Source organism: Candidatus Koribacter versatilis Ellin345 (assembly GCF_000014005.1).
Taxonomy (GTDB): Bacteria; Acidobacteriota; Terriglobia; order Terriglobales; family Acidobacteriaceae; genus Korobacter; species Korobacter versatilis_A.
The window spans coordinates 5,211,927-5,226,015 of the sequence record NC_008009.1; the positions used below are offsets into that span (position 1 = coordinate 5,211,927).

10 protein-coding genes are annotated in these 14,089 nt (G+C 61.2%); 7 read left to right on the top strand and 3 right to left on the bottom strand.

Annotated elements, in window-relative coordinates; genetic code table 11:
* Nucleotides 1–15 precede the first annotated feature (15 nt).
* Nucleotides 16–2,691, bottom strand: coding sequence for a protein kinase domain-containing protein (locus ACID345_RS26040; protein WP_011525189.1), 2,676 nt, complete (start codon nucleotides 2,689–2,691; stop codon nucleotides 16–18).
* A gap of 9 nt (nucleotides 2,692–2,700) precedes the next feature.
* On the bottom strand, nucleotides 2,701–5,760 hold the full coding sequence (locus tag ACID345_RS26045) for a serine/threonine-protein kinase (protein WP_011525190.1): 3,060 nt from the start codon (nucleotides 5,758–5,760) through the stop codon (nucleotides 2,701–2,703).
* 127 nt (nucleotides 5,761–5,887) lie between these two features.
* Between ACID345_RS26045 and ACID345_RS27135 the strand changes: the two genes are divergently transcribed.
* The 3 genes from ACID345_RS27135 to ACID345_RS22850 all read left to right on the top strand — a co-directional run bounded on the left by ACID345_RS27135 (nucleotide 5,888) and on the right by ACID345_RS22850 (nucleotide 9,162).
* Nucleotides 5,888–6,055, top strand: coding sequence for a hypothetical protein (locus ACID345_RS27135; protein ID WP_187148897.1), 168 nt, complete (start codon nucleotides 5,888–5,890; stop codon nucleotides 6,053–6,055).
* A 111-nt stretch (nucleotides 6,056–6,166) separates the two neighbouring features.
* Nucleotides 6,167–6,526, top strand: a complete 360-nt coding sequence (locus ACID345_RS22845) for a PadR family transcriptional regulator (RefSeq protein WP_011525191.1) — start codon at nucleotides 6,167–6,169, stop codon at nucleotides 6,524–6,526.
* The gene (locus ACID345_RS22850; RefSeq protein ID WP_011525192.1) at nucleotides 6,523–9,162 is read left to right on the top strand and encodes an ABC transporter permease; all 2,640 of its coding nucleotides are present in this window, start codon (nucleotides 6,523–6,525) and stop codon (nucleotides 9,160–9,162) included. Before ACID345_RS22845 ends, ACID345_RS22850 begins: the two co-directional genes overlap by 4 nt.
* Before the next feature lie 182 nt (nucleotides 9,163–9,344).
* On the opposite strand, the gene ACID345_RS26050 is transcribed toward ACID345_RS22850, so the two are convergent.
* Nucleotides 9,345–11,813: a serine/threonine-protein kinase gene (locus ACID345_RS26050; protein ID WP_011525193.1), complete on the bottom strand. Its 2,469-nt coding sequence runs from the start codon at nucleotides 11,811–11,813 to the stop codon at nucleotides 9,345–9,347.
* 174 nt (nucleotides 11,814–11,987) lie between these two features.
* On the opposite strand from ACID345_RS26050, the gene ACID345_RS22860 reads away from it, so the two are divergent.
* The 4 genes from ACID345_RS22860 (at nucleotide 11,988) to ACID345_RS22875 (ending at nucleotide 14,040) form a co-directional block, all read left to right on the top strand.
* On the top strand, nucleotides 11,988–12,512 hold the full coding sequence (locus tag ACID345_RS22860) for an RNA polymerase sigma factor (RefSeq protein ID WP_148210233.1): 525 nt from the start codon (nucleotides 11,988–11,990) through the stop codon (nucleotides 12,510–12,512).
* Between the two features lie 117 nt (nucleotides 12,513–12,629).
* A complete protein-coding gene (locus ACID345_RS22865; protein ID WP_011525195.1) occupies nucleotides 12,630–12,971 on the top strand; it encodes a hypothetical protein in 342 nt (113 codons plus the stop codon).
* Nucleotides 12,968–13,531: a DUF4252 domain-containing protein gene (locus ACID345_RS22870; RefSeq protein WP_011525196.1), complete on the top strand. Its 564-nt coding sequence runs from the start codon at nucleotides 12,968–12,970 to the stop codon at nucleotides 13,529–13,531. The genes ACID345_RS22865 and ACID345_RS22870 overlap by 4 nt, the downstream gene beginning before the upstream one ends.
* Nucleotides 13,528–14,040, top strand: a complete 513-nt coding sequence (locus ACID345_RS22875) for a hypothetical protein (protein WP_011525197.1) — start codon at nucleotides 13,528–13,530, stop codon at nucleotides 14,038–14,040. The genes ACID345_RS22870 and ACID345_RS22875 overlap by 4 nt, the downstream gene beginning before the upstream one ends.
* Nucleotides 14,041–14,089 lie beyond the last annotated feature (49 nt).

Consider the following 14,089-nt stretch of genomic DNA (forward strand, 5'->3'; position numbering starts at 1 on the left):
AAAACGGCGTGCTGCTTATTTCAAGCCTTCGACGATGTAGAGGTCTCCGAGGGTGCGGTAGAAACCGTAGGCGTAATTCTTGCCATCGGGCGTGATCAGGATGGGGCCGATCATGGAAACTCCGGTGGGATCTATGGGAGCGATTTCTTTCAGCACTGTCTTCTTTCCGGTGGCGAGTTCTACGCGGTAGACCTTGGCCGGGACTTCGTCTTTGCGGAAGACGTACAGCGAGCGCCCGTCGGCGCTGAAGTTGATTGGCACGTCGCCGGGTTCGACACCCGTGACGAGGCGCGCATCGCCGCCACCGGTGGGATAGAGATAGGTTTTATCGTCGTGGGCCACACCGGCGGCCCACTGGCCATCGCTGGAGATGGCAAAGGATTGGGCGTCCAGACCTTCAGGAGAAATCGGAGTGGGTTGGGTCGTACCCAAAGTCTGGATATAGAGACGAACACCCTTGCCGGGTTCGTTGCCGGTAAAGATGAAACGCTTTCCATCCGGGACCCACCTTGCATATTGGTGGTTGATGGAATCGTTGGTGATGGTTTGACTCTCGCCGGGGCCGGTGGGCAACAACCGGAGTTGCTGCGGAGCTGCCGGAGTCTGGACCATCGCCCACTTCTGGTCCGGAGAGAGAGAAAGGGAGCTGCCGTCGCCGAGGCGCAGAGCAGGACTGCCATCGGTCCCGCGAGTGTAGACGGCGTAGGTCATGTCCTGAGAGCCGCCGTACTGCACGCCTCCACCGATGCCTTCTTCGTCGAAGAGAAGCGTTTTGCCGTCGAGCGAAAGATCGGTGGGATAGGAGTAATCCAACCAGGAGAGGTTGCGCTCCTTGGTAGCGCCGGCGCTCAGTCCCATGACCTCGCGGCGCCGCTCGGAACGCGCGATGAGAACGCGGCCGTCGCGCCAGATGTCGAAGATGAGCAGCGAACCGGGAACGCGTGAGATCAGGCGCAGTTTGCCGGAGAGATCGACGCCGCTGATGTAGTGGAAGAGTCCCAACTCGCTGGCGGTGAACCAGATTTCCTTGCCATCCGGCGTCCAGGCGAGACCTTCGGTCCCGTACCACTCGCGGGTGAGGACTTTCTTTGTGCCAGACATATCAACAACGGCGATGGTGCCGCCGTCGTCACCCTGAGTGGGATGGTCCATGAACGCGATGTAATCGCCCTTGGGCGAGACGCGCGGGTAGCTGATCCAGCCACCACTAGTTTCATACAGCACCTTGCCGATCGGATATTCGAGGCGATCGTGTCCGCCGACGTTACGGACCACGGCGAGGTTTTCCCCGTCCGGCGACCAGTCTGCCCACTCAACGTCTTCGAGGATGGGGCGCGGCGTTCCACCGGCGAGCGGGGCACGGGCGAGTGTACCGACGCGCGTCCATGTTCCGGTGGGATGACTGTTCAAGGAGAGCGCCATCTCACCCTTGGAGGAGATGGCCATGAGTTCCGCCTTGGCCAGGCCCAGTGAGCGCGACTCCACCATTCCTTCACGGGCAGAAAATGTTTCGACGGGATTGCCCTGCCATGCAGCGCTGTAGAGCAAGGTCTGTCCATCGGGTGCGAAGCGGGCGGAGCGTACGTCGCCACGACGGAAGGTAAGTTCGTGATAGAGGGGTGCGCTGGGAGCGGCCGATCCCCACACGCGTTTGCCGACGACCGCGCCAACCGCCAGGGCAAGCAGGATGCTGGCGGCAATCCAGAGCCACGGAAATGGCTTGCCCGCCGATACGCTCTTCGCGGCGATGGGCGATGCCGGCTTCGTGGCCGCGCTCGGCTCCGCGACAAGCACGCCTGCCGCTTTGGCGCGCGAGGAGTCCGTGTCGCGCTTGACCCGTTTCAAGTCTGCGCGTAATTCGGCGGCACTCTGGCAACGCAGTTCGCGGTCTTTTTCCAGGGCCTTGCTCAGGACTTCTTCAATCTGCTTTGGGACCGTAGGGTTGACATCGTTGGCGGGGGTGGGGACTTTGTTGAGGATTGCCTCGAAGACGACAGCAGAAGTTGCGCCGGAAAAAGGCTGCTGACCGGTTGCCATCTCATAGAGCACCACGCCGAACGAGAACAAGTCGCTGCGATGGTCGAGTACCTCGCCGCGGGCCTGCTCGGGAGACATGTATCCGATGGTGCCGATGGTGGAACCAGGGGAAGTGAGCTGATCGGTGCCAACGACTGCGGAGTTCCCTACCGTGACGTCGGAGGCTCCGCCGCGCGATGCGACTTGACCGAGCTTGGCGAGTCCGAAATCGAGCACCTTCGCCTGGCCACGCGGGGTGACAAAAATGTTGGCGGGCTTGATGTCGCGATGGACGATGCCGGCGGAGTGCGCAGCGTCGAGCGCGTCAGCGATCTGAATGCCGAGATCGAGGAACTGGGCGGTCTTCAACGGCGTCCCTTCGATCAAGTGCTTCAGCGTGAATCCTTCGAGATACTCCATGGCGATGAAGACCCGGCCATCGTCCTCGCCGACGTCGTAGATGGTGCAGATATTGGGATGGTTGAGAGCCGAGGCAGCCTGGGCCTCGCGCTGGAATCGGCTCAGTGTCTGAGGGTCGTTGGCAACCGGGTCCGGCAGGAACTTCAATGCAACAAAGCGGCGCAGGCGCGTGTCTTCTGCCTTGTACACGACGCCCATGCCGCCGCCGCCGAGTTTCTCGAGGATGTGGTAATGCGAAAAAGTCTGCCCGATCAAGGTCCGTCCTTATTTCATCAGGTGGTTGAGCGCGGTACGCGCTTCGGCCACCTGTGGCAATTTCGTGTGCGATGTTTCGAAGTGCGACAGGAACTGCTGGTAAGAGTTGATGGCTTCGTCGCGCTTTCCGGAACGTTCGTAGACCTGGCCGAGATAGAACGACGACAGCACGCTCCAAATGGGTGTGCGTAAGCTCATCACGCGGAAGTTCTCCAGGTTACGGTCCCATTGCCGCGTGGCCTTGAAGTCCGACTCGGCTGCCGCCAGGTCGTTGGCGAGCAAGTGGGCCCGGCCTTTCAGGAAGAGCAGGTACGGCATCTGCGCATTCGGCAATCGCGCGACTTGCGCGGCTGCTGCCGGAGCGTCGTTGTGCGCAATCGCGAGCCAAAGGGCATTCCTACTGCGCACCAGGTTCTGCTGGAATGGCGAGAGCCACGGCTTGGCGGTTAAGAATTTTTGCAGGGCCGGATCGACAGCCGCCTCGTTGCCCTGCATGGTTTCGAGGAAGGCGACCGCAGCGCCTTCCGCTCCGCCCAGCTTTTGTTGCTGCGCATAGGCGAGCGCCGGCGCCGTTTGTCCTAATAACACCGACAACTCCGAGGCGCGCAGCAGGATGTCTCCGGCCACGTCATTCTGCTTCGCGGACTCCAGGCCCTTGATCGCAGTGCGATAGGCGGAAATCGCGCCTTCCACGTCGCCGCGGCTTTGGGCGAATTGCGCTTCGAAGACCGACGCGTACAGTTGGTTGAGCGGCGATGCTTTTTCCTTGAATTGTGCAAGCGACGCCCGGGCCATGTCGGTTTTGTTCTGCTCGGCGTAGACGATCGCCAGTTTGTCGTGTTCGTTGAAGCCCAGTTCCATCGCCTTGCGATAAGACGTCACCGCTTCGTCATTGTGGCCGGCGAAGAAAAGGGCGTCGCCGCGCGTGTCGAACGGATTCGGATCTCCGGGCCGCACCTGGATGTACGCATCATTTGCCGCCATTGCGCCGTTCAGGTCGCCGGCTTCCGCCGAAGCATAGGTCAGGAAGTTCAGCACGTTTTCGTCGTGGGGATACTCGGCCTGCAGGCCTTTTAAGAACGCAACCGCCTCGCTGGCCTTCCCCTGGTAGACCGACAGGTGATGCCCAATCAGCGCCCGGTTTGCCATGTCGCGCGGGAACTCTTCACCGTTTTGACGCAGGAGAGCGATTTGCGCGTCGTAATCGCCGCCCCGGGAAGAGAGCAACAAATTCAGTTGAAGTTGTTCATAGCGTGGCAGCCGTGCCTGCAATTGCTGCGCTCTGGCGGCCCACTCGAAGCCCGACTTGAGGTCGCCTGAAATCGCAAACTCTCCCTCCAAGCGGATCATCGCCATCGCGAATTGCGGGTCGAGCCGCACCGCTTCTTCGTACTCGCGAACCGCGTCCTCCGTGAGGAAACGCTCCGAGTAATCCCTGCCCAGCTGGTAGTGCTTGTACGCCTCCAGGTTCGAGGTGGAAGCCTGCTCGATCTCCGGCCCTTTTTGCGGACGGTCCGATTCCGGCAGGAACGTCCCTGCGAGGTTCGCAGTCAGGCGGTCGACCATCCCGAAAATGCTCTGCACGTCCGCGCCTTCCACTTTGTCGGAAAACAGGATCTGCCCGGAGTTGGTGTCCTGCGCGCGGACGTCAAGCCGTAATTGCGTTGGCCCGACTTTCAACAACGCTCCGGTGATGAACGCATCGGCGCCGGCATCGCGCGCAACTTTTTGAGCCTGCGACGGATCGAGCCCTTTGCCGTCTTTGCTCACGCCGCGCACCGCCGTCATGATGCGGTCGGTGGAGAGCACGTCGAGGCCCTTCACCTGCGCAAGGTTGGTGGTGAGCATGTCGGTGAGCCCGTTGTCGAGCCAGTTCAAAGATTGGTCTTGGGTGAGGTTGTTGAAGTAGAGAACGGCGATTGCCTTGTGGGCTGCGCGGCTGTTTCCGGTCGTAGAAGGTTTGCCACCGCGCAACAGGAAGAATGCCGCGACCGCAATCGCGATCAAAATTCCTGCGATCCCGATGATCAGACCATTGCGGCCGCCTGCAGCCTGCACGATTGCCGACGAACCGGCCGCGGCCGGTGCACTTGGCGTGGATGCCGCTGCCGGAGTTGTCGCCGCGCTCAATTTTTTTGACGAAGGCGGGGGGACTGTGACGGTCTGCTCCATGAAGTCGGGCATCGCCACCACGGCGGCGCTGCGACCCGTCTCGGTATCACGTTTCAACCTCTGCAAGTCTGCCCGGATGTCGGCCGCGTGCTGGTAGCGCAGGTTGCGGTCTTTCTCCAGCGCCTTATTAATGATGTCTTCCAGCTTCGGCGGCAGGTCCGGATTCAGCCGCACCGGGGGCACCGGCGCACGATTCAGGATCGCCTCAAACACGGTCGCCGTGCTGTCGCCGCGAAAGGCCAGTTGCCCCGTCGCCATCTCGTAGAGCACCGCGCCGAACGAGAACAAGTCAGTGCGCGCATCCAGTTCCTTCGCGCGCGCTTGCTCCGGCGACATGTACGCCACTGTACCGAGGGTGGACCCGGGACTCGTCAGCTGCTTCTCATCAACGCCGGCGGTCATGGTCGCCGCGGAAGTGCTCGCCAGGACTTCGACCTTCGCCAGCCCGAAATCAAGGATCTTGGCGTGCTCCCGCTTGGTGATGAAAATGTTCGCCGGCTTAATGTCGCGATGCACAATGCCCGCGGCGTGGGCCGCATCGAGCGCATCGGCAATCTCGATCGCGATCGGCAGCAGAACTTCGAGATCGAGCGCCCGGCCCTCGATCCTATGCTTGAGCGTTACACCATCCAGGTACTCCATGGCGATGAACGCCTGCCCGTTGTCTTCGCCGATGTCGTAGATGGTGCAGATGTTGGAATGGTTGAGGGCGGATGCGGCCTGCGCCTCGCGCTGGAAACGCGCCAGCGCCTGGGGATCGCGCGCCAGTTCGGGCGGAAGAAACTTTAACGCGACGAAGCGATGCAGGCGCGTGTCTTCTGCCTTGTACACCACGCCCATGCCGCCGCCACCCAGTTTCTCGGTTATGCGGTAATGCGAAAAGGTCTGCCCTATCATTCGTTGGTCGGAGGGCTAATCGTAGCGGCGAGGCGGGTGGGAGTCAATGAATTCAGGAGTATGGGTGGCGCTAAAGTCTTCTTCGCGCGGCCAGAGTACCTACGCCTTACCAGCGTAGAATCATCAGATGGCAAAAGAGCAGAGCGATTCCGAACGCGACGAAAAGCTAGCTGAAAACCGTAAGGCGTCTGGCGATGCTGCCCGCAAGCAACTCGGCATTCCTGCGAAAAAGCGCCGCGAGGACGAGAACCATGCCGGCGTGAAGATCGTACCGAAGCCCACGGACGAGAAATAGCGGCACCGCCGGCTCTCGCTGATTGATCCCGCGCAATCATGGGACGAACGCCCTCCCCTAGAAGTTCGATGGGTGTATGCTTCCCTCCCATAGAGATTCGAGGGGAGAGGCATGGCACCCGATAAATCCGCCAACAACGAAATGCTGAAGGGCACGCTGGACATGCTGGTGCTGCGCACCCTGCTGAGCGGCGATGCGCATGGGCACACCATCGCGAAGGTGATCGAGCGTACGTCGGACGATGTGCTCGAGGTGGAAGAAGGGTCGCTGTATCCGGCGCTGCACCGGCTTGAAGACCGCGGGTGGGTATCGTCGTATTGGGGCACGAGCGAGAACAATCGTAAGGCGAAGTATTACCGGCTGACTGCGGCGGGCAAGCGGCAGCTTCACTCGGAAGTGAGCCGCTGGAAGCAGATGGCGAAGGCCATCGCCAACGTGCTGGGCGAAAAGCAGGCGGAGGTGGAAGAATGACGCCGCGCCGGTTCTTCCTACGCAGCCGTCGTGATGCCGAGGTCACGCAGGAAATCCAGACACACATCGCGGAAGAAACCGCGGAAAACGTGGCGCGCGGGATGTCGGCGGAAGAAGCGCGGCGGCGCGCATATCTCAAGTTTGGTAATCCGGAGATTGTTCGCGAGCAGGTGTGGCAGCAGAACACGCTGACCCTGCTCGACAGCCTGTGGCGCGACCTGAAGTATGCCGCGCGATCGTTGCGACGCGCGCCTGCATTTTCGGTGATGGCGATCTTCGTGATGGCGCTCGGCATTGGCGGAACCGTCGCAATGTTTACCGTGGTGCGCAATGTGCTGCTCAATCCGCTGCCGTATCCGGAGTCGCAAAACCTTTATGCGCTGTGGGAGCACGAGGACACCGGTAATTTCAGCCCGAACCTTCCTGTGGCGGGCGGAAGTTTTCTGGAGTGGCAGAAGGCGGCCAAGGGGTCGGCGGAGCTGGCGCTGGTTTCGCCGTGGCAGGGCTACAACGTTTCGGCCGAGGGCGGCAAGCTGCCCGAGATGATTGACTCAGCAAGCATCTCGTGGAATTTCTTTCGTGTGCTCGGGGTACAGCCCGCACTGGGGCGCGACTTCACCGCCGACGACGATCGCAAGGAAGCGCCGGCCACGGTGATTCTCGCGCACTCGTTCTGGGTGCGGCGCTACAGCCACGATCCCAACATTTTGGGGAAGAGCATTTACCTCGACGCCAAGCCCTACACCGTGATCGGCGTGCTGCCGGAGTCATTCACGTTCTCGAGTGCGATGTCGCAAAGCAACGCGCAGGCGGTGTGGACGACGGTCGGCCATGAGATGCCGGAGTTGCTCTCTATCTACGATGACCACGAATTCTTCGGTGTCGCGCGCCTGGCGAAGGGCGTGACCTTCGCGCAACTGATGAGCCGCGTGGATACGGCGCAGAAGCAGGTGAAGGCCGAGCATCCGGGGGCGGCGGTGCATCCCGGCGCGATCGGCCACAGCATGCTCGATGATGCGGTGGCGAAATACAAGACCCCGTTCTATGCTCTGCTCGCGGCGACCCTGTGCGTGTTGCTGATCGCGTGCCTGAACGTGGCCAGCTTGCTGGTGGCGCGCATTGCCGCGCGCAGCAAAGAACATGCGATCCGCGCCGCGCTCGGCGGCAGTCGCTTGCGCCTGTTGCGCGAACGGCTCACGGAGAGCTTGCTGCTCTCTACCGCCGGCGGTGCGATCGGCGTGTTGATGGCGTGGGGTGCTCTGCGCTGGCTGGTGCTTACGCGTCACGACATCAACCGCATTGAGACGATCCATCTCGACGGCTTCGCTTTCGCGTTCTCAGTGGGTGCGGTGTTGTTTGCCGCGTGCTTCTCGGCGCTGATTGCGTGGATGAGCGCGGACGACAAGCGCATTCTCGCGACGTTGCAGGAATCGTCGCGTTCGCACAGCGCGGGCGGAAAGCGCGCTACGCTGCGGCGCGTGCTGCTGGTGGGTGAAGTGGGACTGACCGTAGTGCTGCTGGTTGGCGCGGGACTGTTGCTCAAGAGTTATCTACGGTTGCGCAGCACCGACCTCGGCATTCCCGTGGACAACGTGCTCACACTGCGCGTCATCCTTCCCGATGCGCGCTACAGCGGCGACGCCAAGCCGGCGGCGTTCTTCGAACAACTGTTGCAGCGCGTGAAGACGGTGCCGGGCGTGGAAGCGGCAGCGCTGATCAGTCGTGCGCCAGGCCAGGGATGGGGCGGCGATTCACTGATGACGGTTGTCGAGCATCCGCCGCTGCCCAAGGGCGTGGGACTCGATTTGCAGCGGCGTGGCGCCGATCCCGGATACTTTGCGGCGGCGAAAGTTCCGATGCTTAAGGGGCGCACCTTCCGCGACGATGAGCGCCTCGATCATGCGCAGGTACTCATTCTCAGCGAATCGGCCGTGAAATTGTGCTTCCCCGCTGGCGATGACCCGATCGGCAAGCACATGACGTTCGGCGACCAGAAAAAAGCGTACGAGGTGATTGGCGTGGTGGGCGACACGCGTTGGGACATCACGACGCCCGCGATGCCCACGTTCTACCTGCCTATTTACAGCCACGCATATACCGGCACGACGGTGATGGTGCGGGCGTCGCACAACGTGGAGTCGCTGGCGATGCCGATCCAACGCATCATTGGCGAGATGGATCCGGACCTGCCAGTTTCCGGCGTGCTGACGCTTCAGCAGACGATTAGTCGTTCCACGATGTCCTCGCAATTCGACTCGCTGCTGGTGCTGGCATTTGCTGCGATCGCGCTGGTACTGGCGGCGGCCGGTCTCTACGGGGTGCTCGCGTATCTCGTCACGCAGCGCACCGGCGAGATCGGCGTGCGAATTGCACTCGGCGCGCGGCGTGAGCAGGTGCTGGGGATGGTCCTTGTGGATGGTCTGCGGCCAGCGCTGTTGGGGCTGGTGCTTGGGTTGGCGGGGAGTGCGGCAACGGCGAAGCTGATCGAATCCATGCTCTACCAGACGAAGCCGTTCGATATCCCAGTGTTCGCCGCTGTGATCGTTACACTGCTGGCGATGGCGGCGCTGGCGTGCCTGTATCCGGCGTGGCGAGCGTCACGGCTGGATCCGGCACAGGCTCTGCGAATGGAATAGTTTCCATCGGGGGAAGATGTTTCGGGAGGATAGGGGTCCTTCGACTGCGTCGCGCTGCGCGCGACTCCGCTCAGGATGACAGAGCGAAAACTTTTGTTCGATCCGAAAGTGTTCGACTCCGTCGCGCTGCGCGCGACTTCGCTCAGGATGACAGGACTCGATAACAATTCTTAAAAACCAAATTACGGCTGCGCGAATTCTTTCGCTATAGCTTCGTGGCGTACGCGGACTCCGTCGAGAATTTTTTGGAACTCGGGGTCGGAGCGCAGGCTGTCGAAGTTTTTGTCGCGCACGTACCAGGGATAGTTGATGTCGCCGAGTTCGATGGAACGCTTGAGCCAGAGGATGGCTTTGTCGCGTTCGCCGAGGAGCGCGTAGATGCCGGCGATCCAGTGGGCTGCGTCGGCGTCGATCACCTGGTCCGGGGTGTAGTGGAACAGTCGCGGGGCGATCTTGTCGCGTTGCTTGCGCGAGGCGTAGAGGAACCCGGCCATCATGCGGGGGGAATCATCGTCGACGTTCTGCGAAAGCTGGACCCCGCGATCGAGGTAGCCCTGTGCTTCGTCGAGTTTGCCTTCGTAATAAAGGAAAGAACCGTAGTAGCCAAGTACCTTGAATTGGTTGGGGAAGCGCGCCACGGTGTCGCGCATGGCCTGCTCCGCGGCCTCGGCTTTACCGGAGTAGAGGAGCATGCGCGCGTGCATCCAGTGTGGTTGTGGCGGGCCCGGGTCCAACTGCACAAGCCGTGCGTAACCTTCCGCGGCCTGGTCGTTGAGACCAGCGTAGTAATAGTTGTAGGCGAGTATCTGCCAGGCGGAAGGGCTGTTGGGCGCAAGTTCCACCGCGCGACGGCTGGCTCGGATACCTTCCGCGAGACGGCCTTCTTCCGCATAGCCTCCCGCGAGCGCGACGAGGCCTTCCGCAAAATCGGGTTTGATTTTGAGCGACTGGAGCGACGCTTCCCTTCCGCGCTGGAGATTGGCTTTGGCATCGTGGAGGAAATTCGCAGCCTGGAACTGATAAGCCTGCGCGAGAGCGGCGTAGGCGTCAGCAAAATTGGGATCCAGCGCGATGGCCTGCTTCAGCACGGCCTGCGATTTCTCGAGGCTGTCGAGTTGCGAGGTCTCGAGGTACTCGTTGTAATACGCGCGGCCCTGGAGATAGTCGTTGTAGGCATCGACGTTCGCGGTCAGCTGCTGCTGGATGTTCTGCTGCTCTTTCGGCGAGATCTCGATTTGCAGGCCTTCCACAACTTTGGCGGCGACCTGGTCTTCGAAGGTTAGGATGTCGGCGCTGCGCAGATCGTAGCGCTGCGACCACTTGGTGGTGCCGGTGCGGCCGTCAATCAACTGCACGGTGACTCGTGTGACGTCGGGCGTGCGCTGGTAGGTGCCTTCGAGGATCGAATCTACTTGGAGGGCTTTCGCGGCCTCGGTGGCCTCGGGCGTTTCCTTCGCGTACTTCATGACCGACGTCGTAGGTCGTACGGCGAGATTCTTCAGCGAAGTGAGGCGGCTGATGATGGCGTCAGTGATGCCGATGGCCCAACTATCTCCAGCTGAAGAAGCAAGGTCGCGGAAAGGGAGGACGGCGATGGATTCGACCGTGGGCTTGGCGCTGCTGGTCTGCGCGGAATCGTGCTTCGTCGGCGCGAGGAAGTGATAGGCAGCGAAGCCGATGATCACCAGCAGCACGGCGACAACCGAAGCAATCTCGACCATGGTCTTGCGGCGAACGGGCTGCGGCTTTCTTGCGATGCTCTCGCCGGAGGTGACGCGGAAGCGCTGCGATTCGCTGTCGCGTTGCAGGCGCTTGAGGTCGGCTTTGAGTTCCGCGGCGGATTGATAGCGGACGTCGCGGTCTTTTTCCAGCAGCTTCGCGAGGATGTCTTCGAGCTTTTCGGGGACATCGGGATTGAGACGTACGGCGGGCACCGGCTCGGCGTGCAGAATGGCGTCGAAGATGACGCCGCTGCTGTCGCCGCGAAACGGCAGCGTGGCGGTGGCCATTTCGTACAGAACCACGCCGAAGGAAAAAAGGTCGGTGCGCGGATCGAGGTCTTTCGCAAGCACCTGCTCGGGCGACATGTAGGCGACCGTGCCAAGAGTGCTGCCGGGGCTGGTGAGATGTTCGTCGACGGTGGTCGTCGGAGCGTTTTCCACGGCCACTGCGGATTTTGTCGCGGTCACTTTGGCGAGACCGAAGTCGAGGACTTTGGCGTGGCCGCGATCGGTAATAAAGAGGTTGGCGGGCTTGATGTCGCGATGAACGATGCCCTTGGCGTGGGCGGCGTCGAGGGCATCTGCGATTTCGATCGCAAGGGTGACGATCTCGCCGGTCTCCATCGGCTTGGTCGTGATCCGATGCTTGAGGGTTACGCCCTCGAGGAACTCCATGGCGATGAAGCCCTGGCCGTTGTCGTCACCGATGTCGTAGATGGTGCAGATGTTGGGATGATTGAGCGCCGAGGCGGCCTGGGCTTCGCGCTCGAAACGGGCCCGCGCCTGCGGGTCCTTCGCCAGTTCCGTGGGCAGGAACTTGAGGGCCACAAAGCGATGCAGGCGCGTGTCCTCGGCCTTGTAAACCACGCCCATGCCGCCGCCGCCGAGTTTTTCCACGATGCGATAGTGCGAGACGGTTTGGCCGATCATGGGGTCGGATAAGTCTAGCCTAGGTTCGTGGAATTCCCTAAAGAGCTTTGGCGGGATGGGCAGCCTCTTCACCACAGAGGCACAGAGAATGAACCGTCGCAAAAAAGCGTCCCCTGCGTAAAAAAGTCGAAAACTTGCGTTCGAAATGGCTGCCGCCTGCGTATATGCCTGTGAGTGACTGAGTGGCGGCCGCAATTCGAGCAATTGCTCCATCAACACCAGGGCATGGTGTTTGGATTGGCGCTGCACTTTCTGCGCGATCGCCCGGCAGCGGAAGAGATTGCGCAGGATGTTTTTCTCGCGCTGCATAAGAATTTGCGGTCGGTATCGTCAGACGAGCATGCGAAGTATTGGCTGCGTCGGGTGACGGTGCAACGGTGCATTGACCACACGCGGCGGCGTCCGGCGATCGAGATGCCGCTGGAAGATGCGCGTGAGATCGGCGTGGCGCCAGTGGAGAACGATGTCTTTGTGCGCGAGCGATTGCGTCGGTTGATTGGCGGACTCTCGCCGGATGCGCGGGCGGTGATGATCCTGAGATACCAGGAGGATTTATCGCCACCTGAGATTGCAGCGACGTTGTCGATGCCGGTGGCGACGGTTAAGAGCCACCTGCAGAGATCGCTGGGAGTGCTGCGGGAGAAGATGGGAGTGGCGACCACAGCGGGAACACCAGATCCTTCGCTTCGCTCAGGATGACAGGAGAGAGTTGAGTGAGGGAGAAAGTTTTGCGGCCTGGCCGCGAGATGGAAAGTCAAAGTCCCCGCCCTATCGCTTCGCGATAAGGACGGGGCACCCAGAACCGGAGAGATGGAAATGAAGGATTTTGAAGATCAGCTACGAGAGGCGTTGAGGCCCGATGAAGTTCCGGCGGGCTTTGCGAACCGTGTGCTGGCGAGGCTGCCGGAGGCTTATCCTGCGCCGCCGCCGCGGACGTTGTACCGGCGGGTGGCGTTGTGGGCGGCTGCGGTGCTGGTGGCGGCAGGGACGATCACGGGAGTGCAGGTGGAGCATACGCGTCGAGAACGCGCGCGCGGTGAAGAAGCGCGAGAGAAAGTGATGCTGGCGCTGCGGATTGCGGGAACGAAATTGAACAAGGCCCAGAGCCACGTGCGCGAAATCAGCGCCGATGGCGACGGGAACGGAGAAAGTCAATGAAGATGCTGGCAAGGATTGGGCTGATGCTCCTGTTGTGCGCGCCGCTGTTGAACGCGCAGGAGCTTCCCTGGAAATTGAACTTCGACAAGTACGCGAACGAGGCCACGGAGACGGTGGACGTAACACTCGACAAGAACATGCTGAACCTGGCGAAGAACTTTTTGTCAGACAAAGATGCGGACCAGCGCCAGGCGAAGGAGATCGTGTCGCAGCTCAACGGGATCTATGTGCGGAGCTATGAGTTCGACAAGCCAGGCATGTACAGCGATGCCGATATCGAGTCGTTCCGCGCGCAGTTGAAGGCGCCGGAGTGGAACCGCATCGTCGGAGTACGGAGCAAGCGCGGCGGCGAAAACGACTTCGTGTACGTACGCCAGGTGAACGGAAAAATGACGGGGCTGGCGGTGATCGCCGCGGAGGCCCGTGAATTCACGCTCGTCTATATTGACGGGCCGATTGATCTGGCGAAGATCAGCTCGCTGGGTGGACAGTTTGGCGTGCCGCGCTTTTATGGGTCGAACCTGAAGATCGACGTAGGCAAGAAGGGGGACAAGGAATGAAACGCATCGTCTCACTAGCGATTTTTGCGGCCTTTCTTGCGTGCGCGCTGCCGCTGCATGCGGAAGATGAGTTCAACACCGCGGTGCATCGGTTGTCGGACAAACTCGGGCATCGGCCGATGCGGATTCCCTTTCTCGGCGCGATCTTGTTCTTCACGCCGGCGCGGTCCACGCACCTGAAGCTGGCAACGTGGGAAGACATTGACGCGCACCTCTCGCTGGAAGATCTCGAAGCATCCCTGCAAGGATCGCTGGGAAGCGAGTGGCATCCGTTCGTGAAGGTGAACTCGCGCAAGAGCCATGAATGCACGCTGATCTATGCGCGGGCAGTCGGCAACGACATGCGGCTGATGGTGATCAATGCCGAGGCACACGAAGTGGAAGTGATCGAGATGGATTTGACGAAGAAGCTGCAGGAGCTGTGGCTTGCCGATGCGCGGCATGAAGCGAAGCATAAGAATTATGCGGGGGATGAGAAGCACGATGATGAGAAGCATGATGGGGCATAGTGCCTCGCGAGGCTAACCGGCTCGCGAACGCCCACCGCCCGGCCAAAAG